The organism is Devosia indica, assembly GCF_003056405.1.
Lineage (GTDB): Bacteria > Pseudomonadota > Alphaproteobacteria > Rhizobiales > Devosiaceae > Devosia > Devosia indica.
Genome location: NZ_PYVZ01000005.1, coordinates 58,836 through 82,086, shown reverse-complemented (window position 1 = coordinate 82,086; position 23,251 = coordinate 58,836). Strand labels below are relative to the sequence as shown.

Genomic DNA, 23,251 nt, shown 5'->3' with positions numbered 1-23,251 from the left:
TCGCTCTTGTTTTCAGTTGTTTAAGCGTTCGTGATGGCCTGGAGTCCAGTGCGGACCGGGTCGAGCTTGCCGGGCAGGCGGCAAAAGCTGCCGGGTGCGGCAATGGACAGACCCGCCATCTCGGAGTATGGAACCGCTCACAGTTTCCGCTGGCCCTTGACCCCAACCGGATACGAGAAGAGATGTTGAACTCGCTTGATATTGCCAAGCGCCCAGAGGACACGCGCGTCGTCGTCGCCATGTCCGGGGGCGTGGATTCCTCCGTTGTTGCCGGACTGCTCGCCCGCGAGGGCTATGAAGTGGTGGGCGTAACCCTGCAGCTTTACGATCATGGCGAAGCCATTCATCGCAAGGGCGCTTGCTGCGCCGGGCAGGACATTCACGATGCGCGCCGCGTCGCGGCCAAGCTGGGCATTCCCCACTATGTGCTCGACTATGAAGAGCGCTTCAAAAACGCGGTCATCGAGCCCTTTGCCAATGCCTACCAGCAGGGCGAAACGCCCGTGCCCTGCATTGCCTGCAACCAGTCGGTCAAGTTCGTCGATCTGATGACGGTGGCGCAGGATCTGGGTGCCGATGTGCTGGCCACAGGCCATTATGTGCAGACGCGGCTGGGTGAGGATGGCAGGCGGCACCTGTTCCGGCCCCGTGACAATGATCGGGACCAGTCCTATTTCCTGTTTGCCACAACCCAGGACCAGCTCGATTTCCTGCGCTTTCCGCTGGGCGGCATGAGCAAGGCGGACGTGCGCGAGCATGCGCGCGAAATGGGTCTGGAAATCGCTGAGAAGCACGACAGCCAGGACATCTGCTTTGTGCCGCAGGGCAAATATGCCGACATCATTGCCAAAATGCACCCCGAGGCCCTCGCCAAGGGCGAGATTGTCCATATGGATGGCCGGGTGCTGGGCGAGCATGAGGGCATCGTTCATTACACGATCGGGCAGCGCAAGGGCCTGGGCATTGCCGCCGGCGAACCGCTCTATGTGGTCAAGCTCGACCATCGCAGCGGCCGGGTGATCGTCGGTCCGCGCGAGGCGCTCAAGACCCACACGGTCCGGCTGCGTGATGTGAACTGGCTCGGCAGCCTGCCACTGGCAGAGGTCAGCGCGGGCAATGGGGCGCCGGTCGAGGTCAAGGTACGCTCGACCCGTGGTCCGCAGCCGGCTGTTATCCAAATGCGGAATGGCGAAGTCTATGTGACGCTGGTGAGCGGCGAATACGGCATTTCGCCGGGCCAGGCCTGTGTGTTCTACGCCGATGACAGCGAGATGAGCCAAGTGCTGGGTGGCGGCTTCATTGCCGAGGCCGTACCGCAGGCGCTGGTGGCCTGATGTCCCCTCCCCGAGGGGGAGAGGCATAGGTGCAATCCGCCCTCTACTCCCCGCTCAACTGCTCCGCGGTCGGTTCCTTGGCCGCATTGGAGGCGTCTCTGAGCGCCTGGTAGGAGTTCGGGCCGCCCAGAAACATGCCGATGGAAATCAGCAGTACCAGCGCGCCCATCAGGAGGATCATGATCCGGATTGGATTGAGCCCGAAGGGCCCGGTTTTCGGTTCGTCCGACATGGCTCTGAGCCTTCCAGAAAAGATTCGATAGCACCAAGGCAACGGGCCAGGCCGCTCGCCCTGCGCACCAGAATAGCCCGGAGCGGCGGCAAGTGCATGCAGAAGCGATGGGACTGACCGCCGCACCCCCTCCCGAGAATTCGGAGGCGCCAAGACCGGCGCTTCTTGCGCTGGCCGGGTCGAATTGGGTGTTATGTCGGCGGACGCATCGGGTGCGTGGGCGGGCTTGAACCTTTTGCCCGGGTCGCGCTGTGCGCTTCCCCCTCTCCTTGCATCGGAGAGTGGGAAGCTGCTGCTCGCATCAGTCCAGCGGTTTCAGACCAGCTTCGATCTGGGCGCGCCGGTCTTCGAGGAAGGGTGGCAGGCTCAGGGTTTCGCCCAGGCTTTCCATCGGCTCGTCGGTGGCAAAGCCGGGAACGTCGGTGGCCAGTTCGAACAGAATGCCGTTGGGCTCACGGAAATAGAGCGAGGTGAAGTAGAAGCGTTCAACCTCACCAGAGGAACGAATGCCGAAGCTGTTCACCCGCTCGATCCACTCGCGCAGCGTGTCCTGATTGGGCGTGCGGAAGGCGACATGATGCACGCCACCGGCGCCCGGACGGGCCTGGGGCAGGCTGGGATCGACCGAAACATGCAGTTCGGCAGCCGGTCCCCCCGGACCCATTTCATAGACGAAGACCTCGGCATTGCGTTCGCGCGCCGGGTAATTGCGGACCTGGCGCATGTTCATCACGCGGGTCAGCATGGCGTCGGTCGGCTCGAGCTTGGGCACTGAGAGCGTGATCGGCCCGAGGCCGATGATCTGCTTGTCAGCGGGAACCGGCGACTTGGCCCAGGGCACGACCTTGTTCTTGTCGTCAACCACAAGGCGGAAGCGCTGGCCTTCGAAATCCTCGAAATCGAGCGAGAGATGGCCAAAGCGCTCCTTGATGCCGCTGGCGCTGACATTGTTCTCCTGCAGGTGGTCCTTCCACCATTGCAGGGTTTCGGCACTGTCGACACGCAGGCCAGTGCGGCCCACGGTGTGGTTGCCGCGCGTCTCGCGCAATGTGTTGAAATCGAAGAAGGTCAGGTCGGCACCGGGCGAGGCCACGCCATCGCCATAAAACAGGTGATAGGCCGAGGTGTCGTCCTGGTTCACCGTCTTCTTGATCAGGCGCATGCCCAGGGTCTGGGTGTAGAATTTCAGGTTCTTCGGTGCATCGGCCGTTACTGCGGTCAGGTGATGGATGCCGCCAAGCTCGAGAGTCATGTCCAATTCTCCTCATGGGCGCCGATGGGCGCTGGTGTTGTGTGCAATGTAGGGCCTGAATTCACAGGCGAAAAGCAATCCAATCGCAACGCACTGATGCCGATTTTCGAACAAATCGGTGGTCAATGACAGTGTCACACAGTTTTCGCACACAGGCTGAAGGCACCGCTTGACAGGATGAGCCGGCAAACCTTAGTAAGGCGCGCGTCGGCCAACCACCGACGGCCTGTTTGGGGCGGAGTAGCTCAGTTGGTTAGAGCAGAGGAATCATAATCCTTGTGTCGGGGGTTCAAATCCCTCCTCCGCTACCAAAATTCTTATTATATTTCATATAGTTAGTTTTCGCAAGCAGCTTCTCTTGGTGGCCGATTGCGACCCCGCTGCTGCGGTCAGTCTGAAATTGACCCAAAGCGGACAGACTCATCTGTCAGTTTGGATTGGCCGCGCCAACTTCTTTAAGACCCTCGTCAGCACGGCCGAAACAATAGCAGCTGGCACAGTAAGCGCCGCGAATATCCAAGTGGCACTCATCGCGTCTTCACAGTCAAAGAAATCCGGACAGATTTCGCCAACGCGGATGAAGAGGGATGCCGTCAAGAACCCAAGCACACTGGCAAGTGCGATGGACAGGATTAGTAGCACCAGCACTACGCCAAAAAGGGTACGTCTCACTACTACAGACCCGCCTACTTCCGTTTGGCGTCAATTCTGCCTGAAAGCCGCCAGTCCGCAACCCACCCCATTCGCGACATTAGGCGTCCAAGGGACCCTTGTCACTTAGGCCGAGAGCCTGAGAAATGTGAAGCGAACATCCTGGGGGGATTGCCGGCAACGGACCTCCGCTACCAAAATCCCCTCATCTAAAAAGAAATCAGAAGACCGCGATGGCCAGCATTTGTCGGGCGCCGTCGGTGACTTTTCTCGTCATGTGCCGCCGGATTGGGATGCTTTGAGGCGAGTTCGGGTTTCGGTCGCAAGACTTTATTTGCCGTACCGGGCAACGACCTGTTGAGGCGGGCAATGTTTTATTCCAGGCCTGCGCCACAGAAGGAGTACGACATTGTCTAGCGGACATCATTTTCAAAGTCGTGTGCTCTGCACCCTGGAACAGATTGAGCAGACCGCCCAGGCGTGGTCCGAACTGGAGACGGCTTGCGGCGATCCCCTCTCATACTTCCAGAGTTATGATTGGTGCCGCAATTGGGTGGCGCGGTTCTGCAAGGATGGTGGCCGCACGCCTTATGTCGTCACTGTCTGGCAAGGCGAGACGCTGGTGGCACTGTGGCCGCGGATGATCGTTGAAAGTCTTGGCCTCAAACGCCTGGAGACGCTGGGCGTGCCGCACACGCAATATTGTGGCCTGCTGATCCACCCGGCATTGCGCAACGATCCGGACGTGGCGCAATGCCTTAATGCCGCCATGCAGAGCTCGGGTTGCGATGTCCTGCTCTCCCGTGCGGTTCTCAGTGGCAGTACGCTGGATCTGGTGGTCGGCGAGGGGCATGAGTCAGCGGCCAATGTGGCTTCGATGCTCGACCTGTCCCGCTTCTCTTGCGTGCAGGACTATACCGACCAGCTTGGCAAGCGGCAGAAGCGCAACCGCAACAGGCGGCGCAATCATCTGGCGCGGCTGGGGGAGCTGCAGTTTGAAGTCCTGTGGCCTGATGACGAGCAGTTCGCGCCGCTGGTGGAACACTGCGTGGCAATGAAGCGCCTTTGGCTCAAGGAAACCGGCAAGTTCAGTACCGGCTTTTCAATGAGCGGCGTCGAAGCGTTCCTGCAGTCGCTGGACGGCGATGCCTCGAAGCCCGCCGGGGCCTGCCTTTCGGTGCTTCGGGCTGGCGGTCGCGTGGTTGCGATGGAACTGGGCTTCATCCGGCGGGGCCATTACTACGCTTATCTGGGCGGATTTGACTGGAGCTTGCGCCATTTGTCACCGGGAAAGGTGCAAATGGAATACACCGTGGCATGGCTGATCGAGCATCACGTCCAGCGCTACGACCTGCTCATTAATCCGGCAGACTACAAGGCGAGCTGGACGAACACGGAAATTCTGATCGCCCAGCAGGTCGAAGCCCTGAGCTGGCGGGGGCGGCTCTATGCGACGGCCTGGTTGCAGAATTTCCGCCCCATGCTCAAGCGGGTTCATGCGCGCCTGCCCGCCACGTTCGAGCGCATTCGCGCCTGGCTGCAGCCTGCCGCCTGTCTGCTGCTCTATGTCTAGGGGGCACAGCAGCGCAATCGATGCGGCCATTGCGCTGCTCATCCGCGTTCTGGGGGCCGGCCTGGTGTTCGGGCTGCAGGTGCTGCTGGCGCGACTGCTGCCGGGCGAAGGATATGGTGGCTATGTCACAGTCTGGACCTGGATGCTTTCGCTGGGCAGCTTCGCCGCGATGGGTTTTGCAGAATCCTCCGTCCGGTTTCTGCCGCGCTATACACAGCGCCACCGCCTGCAGGCGCTGTTCGGATACTGGCAGTTCGGCCTGGCCGTCGTGCTCATTGTCGGGGCGGCGATTATTGCCATCGCGCTTGGCATCTGGCTGGGGGCGGGCCTTGACGGGCCCTTGCTGACCATCGTCCTTGTCGCCTTTGGCCTGCCTGTTCTTGGCCTTGAATATTACCTGGAAGGCATCGCGCGCAGCATGGGCTGGTTCCGCCTTGCTGCCGTGCCGGTTTACATCCTGCGGCCGATCCTGATCGGAGGAAGCTGCCTTGGGCTGTCATCGGCGGGCGTGACCCTGACGCTGCCAATTGTCGGCGGCGTGCTGATCGGGTGCATGGGCATGATTGCCCTGTTGCTGCTCGGCCTTGTGACCCGGCGCCTCAACAGGCTGGCCGGAGGGGCGCGGGGCGCTTCGAACAAGCAACGCCACCTTTGGTTGCGGGCATCGCTGCCGCTCCTCTTGCTGTCGGGGCTCGAGGACCTCACCAGCTATTCCGACATCCTGGTGCTGAGCCTCCTGTCTGAGCCGGAAGTGGTCGGCCTCTACTTTGCGGCGGCGCGAACGCTGGCTCTGGCTGGCTTTGTTGCCTACGCCATGACACTGGTTTCGGGCCACCGTTTCGCCATGGATCTGGCATCGTCCAACCGCACCGAGTTGCAATCGAGCATATTGGAGGCGACCCGCTTGACCTTCTGGGCCACGCTGGCTGCCGTTGGCGTGACCCTTCTTGCGGCACCGTGGCTGCTCGCCGCGTTCGGCAGTGACTATCTGGCGGGCCAGCCCGTCATGGTCGTGCTGGGCCTGGGCATGGTCGCAAGGGCCATGTCAGGTCAGTCCGCCGAAGCGCTGGTGGTGCTCGGACGGCAGCGCGAGGGCCTGCTTGTCGCGCTGGGCGTGGTTGCAGTCACCGTGGTGGGGGCGTTGGCTCTGGTGCCCGCGCTGGGCGCCCTTGGCGCTGCTATCGCCAGCGCCATTGCCATGGCATGCCGGACCGTGGCCCTGGCCGTCCTGTTGTGGCAGCGGGAAGGGCTGAAGGTCCTGTCATTGGGCGCCCCTGTCTTTCTCAGGCACCGCGCATCGTGAGCAAAAGGCGGGGTGGTCGATCGTAGGCCGTCTCAAGGGGGGGGCAGGGCGACGGGCCTTGGCTGGTCAACCTGTCAGAGCATGAACGCTGCCAGATCCTCGCCCGCTTCGGTGTCGTCCAGGGATGCTGACTCGGCATTGGCCGCGCCGGCGGCGGCAAACAGCCTGTCATGAATCTGGCGCTCGGCCTCCATGGTGTAGCTCTTGCGCAGGTTCGCAAGGATGGCCGACAGTTCAGGGGTGAGATGTGCAGGCGGTGCCTGGGTGCTGAGTGCGGCGGTGGCGATGGCGATATCGTCGAGGGTTTCGGCCATGGCCGATTGACCCGACAGTCCATCCGCGGCCGCTTCGAGCAGCTTGATCACCTTGGGGCCGTCGCTGTTGAGGCGTTTCAAAGCATCGGCGAGGCCGCGATCGAGCCTGGAGAGAATGTCGAGCGCCAGATTGGCCTGGTCTTCGAGTTCTCCGATCTGGCCGCTGCCCTGATCCGAGGCGGCACCGAAGGAGCCGGCCAGCGTCGAGGATTCACCGAGCCGCGCCATGGCCGCCTCGGCGGCAATGACGGTTTCGCTGGTCAGTTCGCGCAACTGGGTGGCGATGACGGTCAGCGAGGCGCCGCGCGGTCCGAGCTGGGCACAGCGTACGGCGGCATTGAGGCTGACCAGGCGCATATTGGCCTCGATCTCCTGCACCGCTGCGACATGTTCAAGCAGCGTCTTGACCGTTTCCTGCACGGCATGGGCGACGATTTCCAGCTTGGCGCGTTCGGCCTCGAAATCGGCCAGAATGGTCACGGCGGTGCGCAATTGGGCGCTGAGGCTGGCGACGGCGGAGCTGGTGCCACGCTCATCACCATGAAAATCGCGGCTGCGGGCCATGATGGTGCCGGCATCGGCAGCCAGCGCCGAGAGGTCGGCTTCGGCCTGTTCGACCTCCTGGGCAAAACTCTCGGCGGTGCCGGCAATCTGCTGGTGCTGCAGGGCGGCCAGGGCCGACAGGGCCGTATCATGCTGTTCGCCGGGCAGTGTCTGGTCGAAGGCTGTATGCCCCTCAATGAGGTCAGCCATGCTGGTCAGGGCGAGTTCGGCATGCTCGATCCGCTGCCGCGTGGCGTCGCCCACCTGCAGAGACATCACGGCGCTGCCGATACGGCCCACGATCTGACGCGAAACGCGGCCGGTTTCGGTGCTGCTCTCGAGTGCCACGGCCCGCTGCTGGTCAAGCGCGGCCAGGGTCGAGCTCAGGCTGGTGCCCAGATGATTGAGCGTGTCGGCATGGGCCGCTTCGAAGCGGGCGCGCTGGCTGGTGGCGCGATCCACTTCGGCGGTGAGCTGGCGATAAACCTGGGCAAAGTCCTGAATGGTGCGACTGGCGGAATCGGAGAGCGTGGCGATGTCGGTGGTAAACACCTCGAAATCATCGCTGTCCCCGACAATGCCGGCGGCGGTAACGCGCGCATTGACCGAGACAATGCCCATCATCTTGACGGCGCGCTTGAGGTCGGAGATCGGCGAATTGGCGGCGGCAACCACCTCCGCCAGGCGCGCGAGATCGGACTTTTCCTGCGCAAAGGTGGTGGCAAGCTGCCCGGCGCGAGTGGCCACGGCGCGCAAATGACCGCTGGCTTCCTCGACCTCTTCTCCGCCCAGGGTCTGGGGCAGGGCCTCGAACAGTTTGGAAAGCGTGTTGAGCAGGGCCGCGCCGTCCGTGAGGCGGCCGCCAACGGCAACGAAAGCCGCTTCAATGTCCTGGCGCGGGCGGGCCAGATCGTCGGCGAGGCGGCGCATGGCGCGGGGGTCGGCAGAAGGGATCACGTCTTTGCTCCGGAAGTGGCGGCGCGGGCATGCGCAACGATTTCGCCGGCCATTTTGGACAAGGGTAGGGTGCGGCCAGCGCCACCGCGGGCAATGGCTTCCTTGGGCATGCCAAAGACCACGCAACTGGCTTCGTCCTGGGCAATGGTAGGGCTGCCCATCTGGCGCATTTCGAGCAGGCCTCGTGCTCCATCATCGCCCATGCCGGTCAGGATGATGCCCATGGCATTGCGCCCGGCCGCCTGGGCGGTCGAGCGAAACAGCACATCGACCGATGGGCGGTGGCGCGAAATATGCGGCCCTTCCTTGATCGAAACGGTATAGCGCGCGCCATTGCGGACCAGCAGCATGTGCAGATTGCCAGGGGCGATGAGCACCTGGCCGGGCTGGACCAGATCGCCGTCCTCGGCTTCCTTGACCCGCACGGCACAGCTTGCGTCGAGCCGGCGGGCAAAGGCGGTGGTGAATTTTTCCGGCATGTGCTGGACAATCAGTATGGGCGGGGCGTCGGCGGGCAGGGCTTCGAGCACTTCGCGCAAGGCTTCGGTGCCGCCGGTCGAAGCGCCGATGGCCACAATTGGTTCAGTGACGGGCAGGCGCGCGATCAGGCTCTCTCGCCGCGCATCGGAAATGGGTGGGATGATGGCGTCGGCGGTCAGCTTGGCCTCGACCTTGACGTCAGGCGCGGGCGCGCGCAGTTCAGGGCTGGCCTTGGCAAGGCCCCGCATCTTGGCATGAGCCGCGGCCTTGGCGGCATCGCAGATGCGCATGCGCGATTCTTGCAGGAACTGGGCTGTGTCCACGCGCGGCTTGGCCACCACATCGACGGCGCCGGCCTCGAGGGCCTGCATGAAGGTGTCCGAGCCGTCCTGGGCCAGGCTCGAGCAGATCACCACGGGGATGGGGCGCTGCGACATGATCTTGCGCAGGAAGGTGATCCCGTCCATGCGCGGCAATTCGATGTCGAGAAACATCACATCGGGCACTTCCTGGCGGATGCGTTCCACGGCCACATAGGGGTCGGCCGCCGTGGCCATGACCTCAAGGTCGGGGTCGGCCGAAATGATATCGGAAAGCGTGGTGCGCACCGAGGCGCTGTCATCAACGATCAGAACGCGGATTTTCTCATTCATCGCTTCGTCTCGCCTCAGGTCTTCTGGAACACGGCAGGCGCAACCTGCCGCATGGTGATCGATGTGCCGATCATGGACTCCGAATGACCAAGAAGAAGATAACCGCCGGGGCGCAAATGTCCGATCAGCCGCGAAATGACCTTCGCCTGGTCGGTCTTTTCGAAATAGATCAGCACATTGCGCAGCAGGATGATGTCGACGTCCCGATCATAGGGGTAGCTCTCCTGCATCAGGTTGAGCTGGTCGAAGCGTACCAGCCGGCGCAATTCGGGGACGATGCGCACTTCGGGACGGGCGCCGGGGCGCCGCGCCTGCATCAGATAGCGCGCCTGCATGCCGGGCGGGACCGGCATGACCTGTTCGGCCGGATAGATGGCGCGGCGCCCGGTTTCGAGCACATCGGTGGAGATATCGGTACCCAGCACGGCAAAGCGGAAGTCACGGCGCTGGGACACCATGTCTGCCAGCACCATGGCCGTGGTATAGGCTTCCGCGCCGGTCGAGCTGGCCGCGCTCCAGACCTTGAGCAGGGGCAGGCGGTCGCGGCGCTGCGCGATCAGCTCGGCCACCAGCTTCTTCTGCATCAGTTCAAAATGTTCGGGTTCGCGGAAGAAGTCGGTCTTGTTGGTGGTGACCGCGTTGATCAGATAGGTGATTTCGGTCTCCAGCCCGTCGCGCCGGAACAGATAGTCGCCATAATCCGAAAAACTGGTCAGGCCGAGTGCGCGCAGGCGGCGGCGCAGGCGCCCCTCCACCATCAGGCGCTTGCCGGGGGGCAGCTTGATACCCACCTGCTGGCCGATCAGGTTTGAAATCTTGCTGAAATCGGCGTCGGACAGGTGATCGTCGTCGTCCAGGCGGTGTGCAAGGGCAGCCAAGTGCGGTACTCCGAAAAGGCGGGTCAAGGCCGGCAGGCAAGCCGGCCTTGTAGGGTCAAGCTGCGCGGTTGGCCGGCAGCGGGATGCTGCCCAGCATGCGGTCGAGGTCGAGCACGGTGACGAATTCGCCATTGCGCCGGCCGATGCCCTGGATAACCTGGTCGCCCCAGCCGGACGAAACCGGCGGCGGCGGGTCGAGCGCTTCATGATCGAGTACGGTGACCTCGAAGACCCGGTCGGCCCTGAGGCCGATAGTCAGCAGCCCGTCCGCGCCGTTGATGGTGAGGACCACAATGCGGGTGTTCTCGGTGTCGGCGGCCGGTTCCATGCCCAGGGTCAGGCGCAGATCCAGCACCGGCACTCCTTCTCCGCGCACATCGATCATGCCGAGCAGGTTATCCGGTGCCCGTGGCAGGCGCGCGACGGGGCGCATGTCGAGAATTTCCTGAACCTTGGTCACGGGAGCGGCGAACAGTTCGTCGGCGACACCCAGGGTCACATATTGCAATTGTTCAGCCATGGCGTTTTCCTATGCCGCCTTTTAGCGGGTCTGGTGATTGGCGGCCTGAACCGGCCGCCATTCTGGCGGCCGGTTGTCATGTGCGTGTCAGCTCAGGCGGCGCCGCGACGGGTGAAGTCACCGTCGAGATCGTCACCGGCATCGCCCATATCGAGGTCGAAGCCGCCGCCGCTGCTCTTGGCAGGGGCCTTGGATTTGACCGGCTTGCGCTGGGCCATATGCGGAGCCTTGGCCAGAATGGCTGATTTGAGGTCGACCTTGTCGCCAGCGCCGTCATTGGCCACGGCCGTGATCGATGAGGCATCGATGCGGAAGTAGCTGATGGCGGATTGGAGCTGCTCGGCCTGGCTGGCCAGTTCCTCGGAGGTGGCCGACATTTCCTCGGCAGCGGAGGTGTTCTGCTGGGTCACCTTGTCGAGCTGCTGGATGGCGGTGTTGATCTGGGCGGCACCCGCATTCTGCTCGCGGCTACCTGCGGAGATCTCTTCCACCAGTTCAGCGGTGCGCTGAATATCGGGGACCAGCTTGGAGAGCATGTCGCCAGCCGACTGGGCGGCCTTGACCGTGGTGCCCGAGAGGGTCGAGATTTCGCCCGCCGCGGCCTGGCTGCGCTCGGCAAGCTTGCGCACTTCGGAGGCCACGACCGCAAAGCCGCGGCCATGCTCGCCGGCACGGGCGGCTTCCACCGCCGCGTTGAGCGCCAGTAGATCGGTCTGGCGGGCGATTTCCTGCACCACCATGATCTTTTCGGCGATGGTCTGCATCGCGGCGACGGCATTGTTGACCGCCTCGCCTGAGGCAATCGCGTCAGCAGCGGACTGGCGGGCGATCTTTTCGGTCTGGGCAGCGTTGTCGGCCGACTGCTTGATGGTGGCGGCCATTTCTTCCATCGAGGCGGATGCCTCTTCGGTGGACGAGGCCTGTTCGGTGGCACCCTGGCTGAGCTGTTCGGCTGTGGCGGACATTTCCTGGGAGCCGGCGGCCACATTGCGGGTGGCGGCGGTGACTTCGCCGACCACTTCGCGCAGCTTCTGGGTCATGGCGTTGAGCGCCTTGATCAGGTCACCCACTTCGTCGTCGGACTTGACATCGGCGGTGGCAGAGAGATTGCCGCCGGCCACGTCGTCGGCCAGGCGCACGGCGCTGGTGAGAGCACGGGAGATCGAGACCACGATCCAGGTGGCGGCGACCAGGGCGATCAGGGCGGAGCCAACCAGCAGGCCGATCAGCAGCATCGTCGAAGTCTGATAGAGTTGTGCGGCCTCTGCCTTGGCGTCGTCCATGATGACAGTGTTGCGGTCGATCATGGCCTGCAGCATGGCATCGGCTTCACGGCGCAGCGTATTGACTGTCTGCATCTCTTGAAGTGCGAAATAGTCGCCATTTTCCATCGACACGGCGACGGCCTTGTCCATGGCTGCGACCATGTCATCATAGGCTGCGCGGGCCGCATTGAAGAGTACAGTGTCGGAGGCCGGCATGGTGCGCTGCAGTACGGGCAGGCGCTCAGCATTGGCTTCGACGCCCGTCAAGTAATCCGTGTTCCAGGTTTCCTGCAATTCGCGGTCCTGTGAAGCGGCGAGGAGGACATTGCGCTGCTGGCGGAACATGTCTGTTCCGGTCAGGAACATTTCAGTTGCGGCCTGATAGGCTGGGAAGGCGGACAGATCGCCGCCGTCGACCTTACGCTGCAGCGAGGCACGCAGGGCGGCCATGGTTTCCTCGAACACGCCAAGCGAGCCACTGCCTTCGCTGCGGCTGATGGCCAACGCTGTGGCATCAGAGTTCTTCAAGGTATGTTCTTGGGCCCGCTGTACGGCCGACCAAAGCTCTTCGACCTTGGCGTTGAAAGGCGCAAGCTGCTCACGCACAGCCGGGTCCATCGCATTGGCATCGAGAAAGGCGTGGCCATCGACGAGTTCGTCGTAGTCCTCGCGCAGCGAGTCGACATAGCCTTCTTTCTCGGCCTGGTCCTTGGTAATAATCTGGGCCCTGACGCGCGACCCGAGACTTTCAAGGCTGGTCTGCATCTGAGATGAGCGCACTAGATTGGCCGAGCGTACCTCTACAATGGTTTCGAGCTTCTGATTGAGGGTGCCCAAATTCTGCAAGGCAATGAACATGCTGCCCGCTGAAAGGGCGACGACAACGCCGAAGACGGCCGCCAGTTTTGTCTTGATAGTCAGTCTCATGATGCAGACCTTTCTTCTGATGCTGCGACGGGTGCGGTTCTTGCGCCCGAGATTTCGAAAATGCGTTCCATGTTCGGAATGATGATGAAGCCGCCATTGCGCTTGCCGATGCCCTTGATGAATTCGGGGCGCCAGCGCATGCCGACCTTGGGCGCTTCCTCGATGGAAGCGGCCTCGATATCGGTAACGTCGTGCACCTTGTCGGCCAGGATGCCGACAATGGCGGGCTCGCCATCCATGTCGACTTCCATCACGACGATGCGGGTGTCCTCGTCCGGTTCAGCCCGGTTCATGCCGAACATGACGCGCAGATCGGCCAGCGGCACGACGCGGCCCCGCACATTGATCAGCCCGCCGACGAATTCGGGTGCATTGGGCACTTCGGTGATGGGCACCAGTTCGAGAATTTCGCGCACATGGTGGGCCTCGACGGCAAACAGCTCGTCATCCAGGCGGATGGTCAGGGCGTTCATTGCGTCGGCTGGCGCGGTCTCGGCCAGTTCGACCAGTTTCATGGCCTGGCTCATGCGGCCCTCCCGGTAAGGTTGCGATCCACATAGCCCTGGCCGGCGGCCACCAGATGGGCGGTGTCCAGGATCAGGGCCACCGAGCCGTCACCCAGAATGGTGGCGCCCGAGAAGGACTTGATGCCCGAATGAAGCTTGGAGAGCTGCTTGATGACGGTCTGGTTGTTGCCGATGATCTGGTCGACCACCAAGCCCACCCGGCCTTCGCCGGAGGAGACGATCACCACCTTCTGGTGCGGCTCGCTCTCGCCTTTGGTGCCGAAGACTTCGCGCAACCGCAGATAGGGCACCAGCGCCCCGCGAATATCGAGGAAGTTGCGGCCCTTGGCATGGGCCTCGATGCCCTCCGGCAGTTCCACGCATTCTTCGACGGCAGCCAGCGGAATGGTGTAGCGGCCATTGCCGACCCGCACCAACATGCCATCGATGATGGCCAGGGTCAGCGGCAGTCTCAGGGTCATGGTCGAGCCTTCGCCGGGGCGGGAAGTGACATCGATGGTGCCGCGCAACCCGTCAATGGTGCGCTTGACCACGTCCATGCCGACGCCGCGGCCCGAAAGCGAAGTCACTTCCTTGGCGGTCGAGAAACCCGGGGCAAAGATCAGGTGGTAGAGTTCCTGGTCGGTCAGCTTGGTGTCAGGGGTGATCAACCCGTTTTCCTCGGCCTTGGCGCGGATACGGACGGCATCGAGCCCGGCGCCGTCATCGGTCACCGAAATGGCGACTTCGGCACCTGAATAGACAGCAGAGAGCCGCACCACGCCCTTGGCCGGCTTGCCGGCAGCGGCGCGCTTGTCGGCGCTTTCCAGGCCGTGATCGATCGAATTGCGGATCAGATGCACCAGCGGATCGGCCAGGCGCTCGATCATGGTCTTGTCGAGCTCGGTGTCTTCGCCGGTGGTGATGAACTCGATGGGCTTGCCCAATTCGCTCGAGAGGTCATGGATGAGGCGACGGAAGCGGCCGAACAGGGTGCCGATGGGCACCATGCGAATGCCCATCGTGGTGTCGCGCAGCCCCGAGGAGAGGCGTTCGAGTTCTTCGGCAATGGTCTTGAGCGCGGTATCTGCGCTCAGCCCGGCAATCTGGCTCAGGCGGGCCTGGGCAATCACCAGTTCCCCAACGCGATCCATCAACTCGTCAAGCCGCTCGGCCGGGACGCGCAGGGAGGAGGCTGCGGCCCGGTCGGCGGTGTCGGCCCCGCTCGCCGGTTTGGCGCGCGGCGCGGCAGACTGGGGTGTAGTGGGGGCGGCTGCGGGCGCCGGTTGGACTTCCACCTTGGCGGCTGGCGCCGGCTCTTCAGCCGTTTCTGCGTCTAGGGCAAGCGTGTCGGCGGCATCCAGCCGGTTCAGGCTCAATTCCATATTGTCGCGCAGGAACAGGAAGACGTCGTCGATGGCTGCCGTGGGATCGTCCGCCTCGATATCGACGCGCCAGCCGATATGGGGCGTTTCGGGATCGAGCACGGTCAGGTCGGGAACCCGATCAGTCAGCGCGGTGATTTTGGCCGGTCCGATTTCGGCCAGTTCTTCGAGCAGCAAGACCGGGTTGGTGCCGTAGATCAGCGCATCCGAAGGCAGGTAGAATTCCAGCCGCCAGGTCGCCGTTTCGGCCTTGGGGGCCGGTGCTGCGGATTTCTTGTTGGCCGGTGCCGGTGCTGGCTCGGTCTTGGGGGTGGCCGGGGCGCTGGTTTCGCCGTTCACGATGGCGCGCAGACTGGCCAGGATTTCATCGCCGCCCAAGATCTTGGCTTCGGGCGTCTCGATCAGCAGGTGAATATGGTCCTTGGCGTCGAGTGCCACCCCGATCAGGGCGGCGTTGGCCTGGGTCTGGCCCTTGCGCACCTGGTCAAAGGCGGTTTCGAACTCGTGCACGAATTCGGCCACGGCGGTGAAGCCAAACATGGCCCCCGAACCCTTGATAGTGTGCAGGGCCCGGAAGGTGGAATTGACCAGATCGCTATTGGATGGATCCTGCTCAAGATCGAGAAGACCCGCTTCGAGCTCGTCGAGCAGTTCGCGCGCTTCCTGGCGGAAGGTTTCGGTCGGGTCGGAAATGTTCATGCCCCGGTGACCTTCTTGATAATGGCCAGCAACTGGTCCTGCTTGAATGGCTTGACGATCCAGCCGGTGGCGCCGGCTTCCTTGGCCTGGCGCTTGAGCTCATCATCGGACTCGGTGGTGAGCAGGATGATCGGGATGCCCTTGGAGGAGGGGTGCTGGCGGTACTTCCTGATGAATTCGATGCCGTTGAGCACCGGCATGTTGAGGTCGGTCAGAATGGCGTGAACCGTATTGGCGGTCGCCACCTCATAACCTTCCTGGCCGTTGCCGGCCTCCAGGACGTCCAGCCCTGCACCGGTCAGCGTCATGGCCACCATCTGGCGGATGGAGGCGCTGTCGTCGATCGTCAGAATGGTTTTGGTCATCGCTCAGTGTCCTGCTGGCTTGTCGGGGTGGACGGACCAGAAAGCGGCATGCTCCTGTCCGGGGGTGAGAAAACCGGCTTCATTCAGCACGGCCTGCAATGGCCCTCCCAAGGGCGCGAGCAAACGCAATTCCTTGCCGAGCGCGCGGGCACTGACCCGGGCGGCGAGCAGGGATTGCACGGTCGTCACATCGGCCGCAGACAAAGCCTGCGTGTCGATGGCGATGGCTGAGTGGTTTTCGATGGCCTGGCGCAGGTTCGTCGCAACTTCGGTCGCGTTTTTGATGCCTGCATCGCCCGTCAATACGAGCATGTGTTTCTGTTCATCGGTCATGGGCATGACCGAACGCAAATTACTAAAGGTGACATTCTGTCTCTCTACCGCAAAGGACGCTGGGAAGTCGGTAGGCGAAAAGGACTGATGCGGGTGCGGTGCTCGCTATGCTGTTTCTATTGCCAATCTGTCCGCCGTATTCCCATCCGGCTTGATACTATACTTGCACTTCTGGCTTAACCGATGGTTACCTGACCTGACCCTTGTCAGATTTATATTGTGTCTATCAAATATTACTTTGAATAGTAACGATTTTAATCAATATGTATATGTCATTTAGCCGAGAATCTTGGAGAATCATCGCAATTGGCGCGCGAATCCAGCGTGATTGACTCAGAGTCTATCTGCAAGAATTCAGCGCTCTATACTTTTTGATTCACTTGTCGCGCTGCTGGCTGTGCGCGAGCAAGACTGGCGGGCGGCCCTGTGGGCACGCGCTCACACAAAAAATGCCTAATGGGAGGGCTTTAGAGGCCGACGACCTGCGCAGGATCCCTGGGTTGCATGATGGCGCAGATCTCGGGCCATTTGGCGCGGAAAGCGGCGACGCATTGCGGGTCGAAATGGCTGCCACTGCAACGGACGATTTCGGCATAGGCCTTGTCGATGGGCCAGGCGGACTTGTAGGGGCGCTCGGAGCACAGCGCGTCAAAAACATCGGCAATGGCCACGATCCGCGCCTCGATGGGGATGTCGGTGCCCGAAAGGCGGTCGGGATAGCCGGTCCCGTCCCATTTCTCGTGGTGGCTCTGGGCAATCAGCTCGGCGGTACGGATCAGCTCGGACCCGCCGCGTTCCAGAATGCGCGCGCCAATGGTGACGTGCTCGCGCATGATGGCCATTTCCGTGTCGGTCAGCCGGCCCGGCTTGGACAGGATGGCGTCGGCGATGCCGATCTTGCCGATATCGTGCAGGGGGGCCGAGAGATAGATCATGCGGCAGCGGTCGGGCGGCAGGCCGATGCCTTCGCCGATCATCTGGCTGATCAGCGCCACGCGCGAAACGTGCTCGCCGGTATCGCCGTCGCGATATTCGATCGCCCGCGCCAGCCGGTAGATGATCTCTTCTTCACGCGCCAGCAGATGGGCGGTTGCCCGTTCCACTTCGCGGGTGAGCCACTGGGCGCGGTCGGCCAGTTCGACCTGGGCCTGGCGCAGGGCCAAGAGGTTGGAGACGCGCGCCTGCAGTTCGATCGGGTCGAAGGGCTTGTGCAGGAAGTCCGTGGCCCCGGCCTTGATGGCCTCGATGCGTACGGTCTTGTCGAGATCGGAGGTCACCATGATGATGGGGACGATGCGATAGGACGGCTGCGAACGCAGCGCGGCGGTGAAGGCGACACCGTCCATTTCGGGCATGATGTGGTCGACGATGATGAGATCGAACTGGTAGGACTGGCATCTGTCCAGTGCTTCAAGTGGATTGAGGCACAGCTCAATCTCACCCATCACGGCTTCTTTGACGATGCTGCCGATCAGCGCGAGACTGGAGCGGCTATCATCGACGATAAGCAAACGCATTGTCTTGCGGCCCCCGCCCGAATTGCACCAACCATATGAGAAGCACAATTAGGTGAAGCTTAACAGGAATCGGGCCGTGGCAATGGCTTGCACTATTGGTTAGCAGTGTACTGACGCATTGGGGCGGGCGGATATGGTGACAAGGCTGATCGCGGTGATTGGGGGCGGGCCGGCCGGGCTGATGGCGGCTGAGCAAGCCGCGCAGCAGGGCGCGCGCGTCGTGGTCTTTGAGGCCATGCCTACGGTCGGACGAAAATTGCTGATGGCCGGCAAGTCGGGCCTCAATATCACCCATGCCGAGGACAGGAGCGCGTTCGACACGCGCTATGGTGCGGCGCAGGCCCCATTGCAGGCCGCGCTTGATGTCTTTTCTGCACCCCAATTGCGCAACTGGTGCGCTGAACTGGGCGTCGAGACCTTTGTCGGCTCGTCGGGGCGGGTGTTTCCCAAGGCCATGAAGGCGTCGCCACTGCTGCGCGCCTGGCTCAACCGCCTTGTGGCGCAGGGAGTCGAAATCCGCACGCGCCACCGCTGGACCGGGTTCGCGACCGATGGTCTGACATTCGATACGCCGGCGGGTCAGGTGGTGGAGGATTTTGATGCTACCGTTCTGGCACTCGGTGGCGCGAGCTGGCCCCGGCTGGGTTCGGATGCGGCCTGGGTGCCGGTATTGGAGCAGCGCGGCGTGGTGGTGTCCGCATTTCGTCCGGCCAATTGCGGGTTCGAGATGGGCTGGTCCGAGGTGATGATCGAGCGCTTTGCGGGCCAGCCGGTTAAGACGGTGCAGGCAAGCAGTGCGGCCGGTCATATTGCCGGCGAGTTTGTCGTCACGCGCTGGGGCATTGAAGGCAGCCTAGTCTATGCCCATTCTGCCGCCCTGCGCGATGCCGTGGAACGAGACGGGACGGCACAACTCGAACTGGATCTGGCTCCTGGCCGTACGGTCGAACGCCTGGCGCAGGATCTTGCGCGGCAGCCGGCCAAGGCCAGTCTTTCTAACAGGCTGCGCAAGGGGGCCGGGCTGGATGGGGTCAAGCTGGGCCTGTTGCGCGAATGCGTGCCGGACCTTGCAACCCTGACAACCGATACGCTGGCGGTGGCCATCAAGTCGGTGCCGCTTACAGTGCAGCGACCCCGGCCAATCGCGGAAGCGATTTCCGTGGCCGGCGGTATCGCCTGGGACGGGGTGGATCCGCATTTCATGCTCAAGGCGCTGCCCGGTGTCTTCGTGGCCGGTGAAATGCTGGATTGGGAAGCGCCGACGGGCGGGTATCTGCTGACGGCCTGCTTTGCCACCGGGCGGGCGGCGGGGCAGGCGGCAATTGCGTATGCGAGTGGAGGGGAAAAGCGATGAATACGATTGATCTTGAGGGGCAGGTGGCGGTGGTCACGGGCGGGGCGCAGGGGCTCGGCTTTGCCATTGCCCATCGGCTGCTGGCGTCGGGCGCCAGGGTGAGCCTTTGGGACAAGGATAGCGACATGCTCGATAAGGCGGTGGCAGCGCTGGGTGCCGGCGCGTCGCAGCAGAGCGTCGACGTGACCGATCTCCAAGCCCTTGAACGCGCCCATGCGGCGACGGAGACGAATCTCGGACCGGTGTCGATCCTGGTGCATTCGGCGGGGATCGCAGGAAACAACGCCACGCTGGATGCCTATGATCCGGCCGAATGGCGGCGGGTTATCGAGATCAATCTCAATGGCACCTTCTATGTCAATCGCGTCGTGGTGCCGGGAATGAAGGCCCGCAATTACGGGCGCATCGTCAATATCGCCTCGATTGCCGGCAAGGAGGGCAATCCGACCGCCTCGGCCTATTCGGCGGCCAAGGCGGGCGTCATCGGCCTGACCAAATCGCTGGGCAAGGAACTGGCCAGCTTCGATATCGCGGTCAACGCCATCACCCCCGCCACGGCCAAGACGCGCATTCTCGACAGCCTGACCGAGGAGTTCATCACCTATATGCTGTCGCGCATTCCGCGCGGGCGATTCCTCGAGGTGGAAGAGGCCGCGTCCATGGTGGCCTGGCTGGTGAGCCGCGAAAACAGCTTTACCACCGCCAGCGTCTTCGACCTTTCGGGCGGACGCGCCACCTATTGATGCTGGGCGGTAGCGGCAGGGCATTCCACGCCATCGCCACTCCAGTCGATTTCGACGGTAGCGTGACCGATATCGTGCTGCTGCGCCAGGCGCGCCTTCACTTCCCGGCTGACGACTGCCGGATCGGCGCCGGGTGCCAGGGCAATGTCCAGCGTTGCCATGGTCTGGCCCGAGGACAGCGACCAGACATGAAGGTGCCCGACATCGGCCAGTCCCGGCACGGTGCTGCGCAGATCTGATTGCAGCGCCTTGATGTCGATACCGTCGGGCGCGCCTTCCATCAGAATGTTGAAGGTGCGGGTCAGCAACGCCCAGGCGCTTCTGAGGATGAGGAGGCTCACCACGAGCGACAGGATCGGGTCGATCGGCATCCAGCCGGTCAGCCAGATGATGATGGCAGCGGCAATGGCGCCGACCGAGCCAAGCAGATCGCCCAGCACATGGAGCAAGGCGCCCCTGATGTTGACGTGATCGGCATCGGCGCCGGAGAGAATGCGGAACACGACCAGATTGACGATCAGCCCGAGCACGGCCACCACGAACATCGGGCCGGCCAGCACCTCCTCGGGCGCGAGAAAGCGCTGCACGGCCTCATAGGCGATCCAGCCGACCAGCGCGAACAGGGAGAGCGCATTGATGAGGCCCGCCAGCACTTCCAGCCGCGAATAGCCAAAGCTGCGGCGCGTGTCGGCAGGGCGGCGGCCGAGCCGGAAACCGAGCCAGGCCAGGAACAGTGCGACCGTGTCGGTCAGCATGTGACCGGCATCGGCAATCAGCGCCAGAGAGCCGGAAAGATAGCCGCCGACCACCTCAGCCACCATGAAACCGCCGGTGAGGCAGAGGCCAATCAGCACGGCCCGCTCATTGCCCGCGCTCACCTTGGGGGCGTGGCTGTGCCCGGCATGGTCGTGGCCATTTTCGCTGTGGTCATGACTGTGCTGATGTTCGGGCACGCGGGCTTCTCCACTCTATATACATGTGAACATACATTCATATATTGATATGTCAACATGCTTCTCTCTGCCAACGAGGCGCGAATATGTAGGTTCCGGAGGTCTAGGGCAGGCAGTCAGCTGCGGATTTCGTCTTCCTCGCCCGGTTCATGATCTTCCAGGGCGTGGTCAATCATATCGGCCAGCATGCGGGCGATGTGGTCGTCTTCGACCTCGTAGAAGACCTGTTTGTTGCGGCGCGTGCCGCGGACCAGCCGGGCGGCGCGAAGCAGGCGGAGATGGTGGCTGACCAGAGATTGGCTGGCGCCGGTGGCCTTGGCGATGTCGCCAACGGCGATGGGACCTTCGAGGCAGGTCAGCACCACCTTGAGGCGCGTCGGATCGCCGAGCAGGCGGTAGGTTTCGGCGATGACGGTCAGGTGGTGGTCTTCTGGCAGGGGCACAGCGCTTCCCATTGGCTTAGTGGCCAATAGTTAGGGTGCTTCGGCAGGGCTGACCAGTCCGCTGGCGTTACACGCGCTGGCCATCGGCATTGATGACCACGTCCCCATCTTCCTTGGTGAAGGGAATGCCGAGCGCCTCGGGCAGGATATCGAGCACGACTTCAGAGGGGCGGCAGAGGCGCACGCCATGCTTGGTCTCGACAAAGGGGCGATTGATCAGGATCGGATTGGCCAGCATGGCCTCGATCAGTTCTTCATCGGAGAGAGCTTCATTGTCGAGGCCAAGCTCGAAATAAGGTGTGTCCTTGACGCGGATGGCGTCGCGTACGGTGAGGCCCGCCCGATCGATCAGGTCCACCAGTCGTTCTCGGCTGGGTGGGGTTTCAAGATAGAGGATCACTTCCGGCTCGATGCCGGCGCCGCGGATCATGGCCAGGGTATTGCGCGAGGTGCCGCAATCGGGGTTGTGATAGATGGTGACGCTCATGTGGATTGCTCCGTTTGCGTGCGCAGCAGCCAGGCGGACAGGGCCATGGCCAGAAGGGCGCCCAGCACCTGGGCGATGATGAAACCGGGTACGTCGGCCGGGCCGATGCCGGCAAAGCTCGACGTCAATGCCCGGCCGATGGTGACGGCGGGGTTGGCATAGGAGGTCGATGCCGTAAACCAGTATGCGGCGGTGATGTAGAGCCCGATGCGCATGGCAATCTGCTCGGGCGCGTGACGGAGCGAGACCAGAATAGTCAGCACCAGCCCGAATGTCGCCACCGCCTCGCTCAGCCATTGGCTGGGACCATTGCGCGGGTCAGCATAGGCCGAAACCAGGGGCAGGTCGAACATCAAATGCGCCAGCAGCGTGCCCAGCATGGCGCCGCAGATCTGCGAGACGACATAAAGCCCGGCATCCGCCGCGCTCAATTGCCGCCGCAGCGCCATGACCAGGGTCACGGCCGGGTTGAAATGGGCGCCCGAGAGCGGGCCGAGGACCCCGATCAGCACCACCAGAATGGCTCCAGTGGCGATGGTGTTGCCGAGCAGGGCCAGGGCAATGTCGTCGGTCAGGCGTTGCGCCATGATGCCCGAACCGACCACGGTGGCGACCAGAATGCCGGTGCCCAGCGCCTCGGCGGCGAGCCTGCGCAGGCGATCAGTCATTGCTGGCCTTGTCGGTCGCGCCGTCGAGCTTGCCGATATCCTTGAGCTTGTTCTGCAAGGCCATGCGATCAATGGTGGCGAGCGGCAGGGCGGCAAAGACTTCGATGCGGCGGCGCAGATAGTTGGCGGCGTTGCGGAAGGCGGTGACCTTGTCGATCTCGCTGCCCTCGGCGGCGGCAGGATCCTCCACGCCCCAATGGGCGGTCATGGGCTGGCCGGGCCAGAAGGGGCAGGCCTCGCCCGCCGCATTGTCACAGACAGTGAAGACGAAATCGAGCTTGGGCGCGTCGGGGGTGGCGAATTCATCCCAGGACTTGGAGCGGTAGCCCTCGGTGGGCAGGTCCATTTCCTTGAGCGTATGCAGGGTGAGCGGGTGGACGTCGCCCTTGGGCTGGCTGCCGGCGGAAAAGGCGCGGAACTTGCCGCCGGGCATGGCATTCATCAGCGCTTCGCCCAGAATGGAGCGGGCGGAATTGCCGGTACACAGGAACAGCACATTGTAGACGCGGTCAGATGCAGCTTCGGTCATTGGCGAACCTCCTCGGGCGCACAACAGGGGGTGATATCCTCGATCAGCGGCGCGCACAGCTCGGGGCGGCCGCCGCAGCAATCATTGACCAGATAGCCCATGACCGCGCGCATATGGTCGATCTCGGCGCGGTAGGTGATGGTGCGGCCCTGCTTTTCGGCCACCAGCAGGCCGGCGCGGCTCAACTGGGCCAGATGGGTCGACATGGTATTTTGCGGGACGTCGAGTTTCCGGGCGATTTCGCCGGCCGGCAGGCCATTGGGCTCGTGTTCGACCACCAGGCGAAAGGCGGACAGCCGGGTGGGCTGGGCCAGCGCAGAGAGTGCGTCAATGATTGCTGTATCATCCATATATCTGGATTTATCGATATATTGTGACGGTTGCAAG

At 62.9% G+C, this 23,251-nt stretch carries 23 protein-coding genes and 1 tRNA gene; 6 read left to right on the top strand and 18 right to left on the bottom strand.

Features of this window, described 5'->3' with window-relative positions:
• Nucleotides 1-182 precede the first annotated feature (182 nt).
• A complete protein-coding gene (gene mnmA / locus DDE76_RS06845; RefSeq protein WP_198650860.1) occupies nucleotides 183-1,334 on the top strand; it encodes a tRNA 2-thiouridine(34) synthase MnmA in 1,152 nt (383 codons plus the stop codon).
• 43 nt (nucleotides 1,335-1,377) lie between these two features.
• On the opposite strand, the gene DDE76_RS06840 is transcribed toward mnmA, so the two are convergent.
• Complete coding sequence (locus DDE76_RS06840) at nucleotides 1,378-1,566, bottom strand: hypothetical protein (protein WP_104893229.1); 189 nt, start codon at nucleotides 1,564-1,566, stop codon at nucleotides 1,378-1,380.
• Between the two features lie 301 nt (nucleotides 1,567-1,867).
• On the bottom strand, nucleotides 1,868-2,818 hold the full coding sequence (locus tag DDE76_RS06835; RefSeq protein ID WP_104893230.1) for a ring-cleaving dioxygenase: 951 nt from the start codon (nucleotides 2,816-2,818) through the stop codon (nucleotides 1,868-1,870).
• A 234-nt stretch (nucleotides 2,819-3,052) separates the two neighbouring features.
• On the opposite strand from DDE76_RS06835, the gene DDE76_RS06830 reads away from it, so the two are divergent.
• The 3 genes from DDE76_RS06830 (at nucleotide 3,053) to DDE76_RS06815 (ending at nucleotide 6,345) form a co-directional block, all read left to right on the top strand.
• A tRNA-Met gene (locus DDE76_RS06830) sits at nucleotides 3,053-3,129 on the top strand.
• 749 nt (nucleotides 3,130-3,878) lie between these two features.
• Entirely contained in the window at nucleotides 3,879-5,042 is a 1,164-nt protein-coding gene (locus DDE76_RS06820; protein ID WP_157955693.1) for a GNAT family N-acetyltransferase, read from the top strand.
• Nucleotides 5,035-6,345 (top strand): lipopolysaccharide biosynthesis protein, encoded by a 1,311-nt coding sequence (locus DDE76_RS06815; protein ID WP_158672399.1) that lies wholly within the window; start codon nucleotides 5,035-5,037, stop codon nucleotides 6,343-6,345. The genes DDE76_RS06820 and DDE76_RS06815 overlap by 8 nt, the downstream gene beginning before the upstream one ends.
• A 74-nt stretch (nucleotides 6,346-6,419) precedes the next feature.
• Here the strand turns inward: DDE76_RS06815 and DDE76_RS06810 are convergent, their stop codons facing one another.
• The 10 genes from DDE76_RS06810 to DDE76_RS06765 all read right to left on the bottom strand — a co-directional run bounded on the left by DDE76_RS06810 (nucleotide 6,420) and on the right by DDE76_RS06765 (nucleotide 17,687).
• A complete protein-coding gene (locus tag DDE76_RS06810; protein ID WP_157955692.1) occupies nucleotides 6,420-8,159 on the bottom strand; it encodes a hypothetical protein in 1,740 nt (579 codons plus the stop codon).
• Nucleotides 8,156-9,292: a protein-glutamate methylesterase/protein-glutamine glutaminase gene (locus DDE76_RS06805; RefSeq protein WP_104893235.1), complete on the bottom strand. Its 1,137-nt coding sequence runs from the start codon at nucleotides 9,290-9,292 to the stop codon at nucleotides 8,156-8,158. Before DDE76_RS06805 ends, DDE76_RS06810 begins: the two co-directional genes overlap by 4 nt.
• A 14-nt stretch (nucleotides 9,293-9,306) precedes the next feature.
• Nucleotides 9,307-10,170, bottom strand: coding sequence for a CheR family methyltransferase (locus DDE76_RS06800; RefSeq protein ID WP_245891825.1), 864 nt, complete (start codon nucleotides 10,168-10,170; stop codon nucleotides 9,307-9,309).
• A 55-nt stretch (nucleotides 10,171-10,225) separates the two neighbouring features.
• Nucleotides 10,226-10,690: a chemotaxis protein CheW gene (locus DDE76_RS06795; RefSeq protein ID WP_104893237.1), complete on the bottom strand. Its 465-nt coding sequence runs from the start codon at nucleotides 10,688-10,690 to the stop codon at nucleotides 10,226-10,228.
• Nucleotides 10,691-10,782: 92 nt separating this feature from the next.
• Nucleotides 10,783-12,882, bottom strand: a complete 2,100-nt coding sequence (locus DDE76_RS06790; protein WP_104893238.1) for a HAMP domain-containing methyl-accepting chemotaxis protein — start codon at nucleotides 12,880-12,882, stop codon at nucleotides 10,783-10,785.
• Complete coding sequence (locus DDE76_RS06785) at nucleotides 12,879-13,409, bottom strand: chemotaxis protein CheW (RefSeq protein WP_245891824.1); 531 nt, start codon at nucleotides 13,407-13,409, stop codon at nucleotides 12,879-12,881. The genes DDE76_RS06790 and DDE76_RS06785 overlap by 4 nt, the downstream gene beginning before the upstream one ends.
• A complete protein-coding gene (locus DDE76_RS06780) occupies nucleotides 13,406-15,472 on the bottom strand; it encodes a chemotaxis protein CheA (RefSeq protein ID WP_104893239.1) in 2,067 nt (688 codons plus the stop codon). The genes DDE76_RS06785 and DDE76_RS06780 overlap by 4 nt, the downstream gene beginning before the upstream one ends.
• The gene (locus DDE76_RS06775; protein ID WP_104893240.1) at nucleotides 15,469-15,837 is read right to left on the bottom strand and encodes a response regulator; all 369 of its coding nucleotides are present in this window, start codon (nucleotides 15,835-15,837) and stop codon (nucleotides 15,469-15,471) included. The genes DDE76_RS06780 and DDE76_RS06775 overlap by 4 nt, the downstream gene beginning before the upstream one ends.
• Nucleotides 15,838-15,840: 3 nt before the next feature.
• A complete protein-coding gene (locus DDE76_RS06770) occupies nucleotides 15,841-16,170 on the bottom strand; it encodes an STAS domain-containing protein (RefSeq protein ID WP_157955691.1) in 330 nt (109 codons plus the stop codon).
• 467 nt (nucleotides 16,171-16,637) lie between these two features.
• A complete protein-coding gene (locus tag DDE76_RS06765; RefSeq protein WP_104893242.1) occupies nucleotides 16,638-17,687 on the bottom strand; it encodes an HD domain-containing phosphohydrolase in 1,050 nt (349 codons plus the stop codon).
• Nucleotides 17,688-17,820: 133 nt separating this feature from the next.
• Here DDE76_RS06765 and DDE76_RS06760 point away from each other — a divergent pair, with 133 nt between their 5' ends.
• Nucleotides 17,821-19,041: a TIGR03862 family flavoprotein gene (locus DDE76_RS06760; protein ID WP_104893243.1), complete on the top strand. Its 1,221-nt coding sequence runs from the start codon at nucleotides 17,821-17,823 to the stop codon at nucleotides 19,039-19,041.
• Nucleotides 19,038-19,784: an SDR family NAD(P)-dependent oxidoreductase gene (locus DDE76_RS06755; protein ID WP_104893244.1), complete on the top strand. Its 747-nt coding sequence runs from the start codon at nucleotides 19,038-19,040 to the stop codon at nucleotides 19,782-19,784. Before DDE76_RS06760 ends, DDE76_RS06755 begins: the two co-directional genes overlap by 4 nt.
• On the opposite strand, the gene DDE76_RS06750 is transcribed toward DDE76_RS06755, so the two are convergent.
• The 6 genes from DDE76_RS06750 to DDE76_RS06725 all read right to left on the bottom strand — a co-directional run bounded on the left by DDE76_RS06750 (nucleotide 19,778) and on the right by DDE76_RS06725 (nucleotide 23,214).
• Complete coding sequence (locus DDE76_RS06750; protein ID WP_104893245.1) at nucleotides 19,778-20,737, bottom strand: cation diffusion facilitator family transporter; 960 nt, start codon at nucleotides 20,735-20,737, stop codon at nucleotides 19,778-19,780. The two genes, DDE76_RS06755 and DDE76_RS06750, sit on opposite strands and share 7 nt — an antisense overlap.
• 116 nt (nucleotides 20,738-20,853) lie before the next feature.
• A complete protein-coding gene (locus DDE76_RS06745; protein ID WP_245891823.1) occupies nucleotides 20,854-21,180 on the bottom strand; it encodes an ArsR/SmtB family transcription factor in 327 nt (108 codons plus the stop codon).
• Nucleotides 21,181-21,247: 67 nt separating this feature from the next.
• The gene (gene arsC, locus DDE76_RS06740; protein ID WP_104893247.1) at nucleotides 21,248-21,667 is read right to left on the bottom strand and encodes an arsenate reductase (glutaredoxin); all 420 of its coding nucleotides are present in this window, start codon (nucleotides 21,665-21,667) and stop codon (nucleotides 21,248-21,250) included.
• A complete protein-coding gene (locus tag DDE76_RS06735) occupies nucleotides 21,664-22,335 on the bottom strand; it encodes an MIP/aquaporin family protein (protein ID WP_104893248.1) in 672 nt (223 codons plus the stop codon). Before DDE76_RS06735 ends, arsC begins: the two co-directional genes overlap by 4 nt.
• A complete protein-coding gene (locus DDE76_RS06730; RefSeq protein ID WP_104893249.1) occupies nucleotides 22,328-22,864 on the bottom strand; it encodes an arsenate reductase ArsC in 537 nt (178 codons plus the stop codon). Before DDE76_RS06730 ends, DDE76_RS06735 begins: the two co-directional genes overlap by 8 nt.
• Nucleotides 22,861-23,214 (bottom strand): ArsR/SmtB family transcription factor, encoded by a 354-nt coding sequence (locus DDE76_RS06725; RefSeq protein WP_104893250.1) that lies wholly within the window; start codon nucleotides 23,212-23,214, stop codon nucleotides 22,861-22,863. The genes DDE76_RS06730 and DDE76_RS06725 overlap by 4 nt, the downstream gene beginning before the upstream one ends.
• Nucleotides 23,215-23,251: the final 37 nt, after the last annotated feature.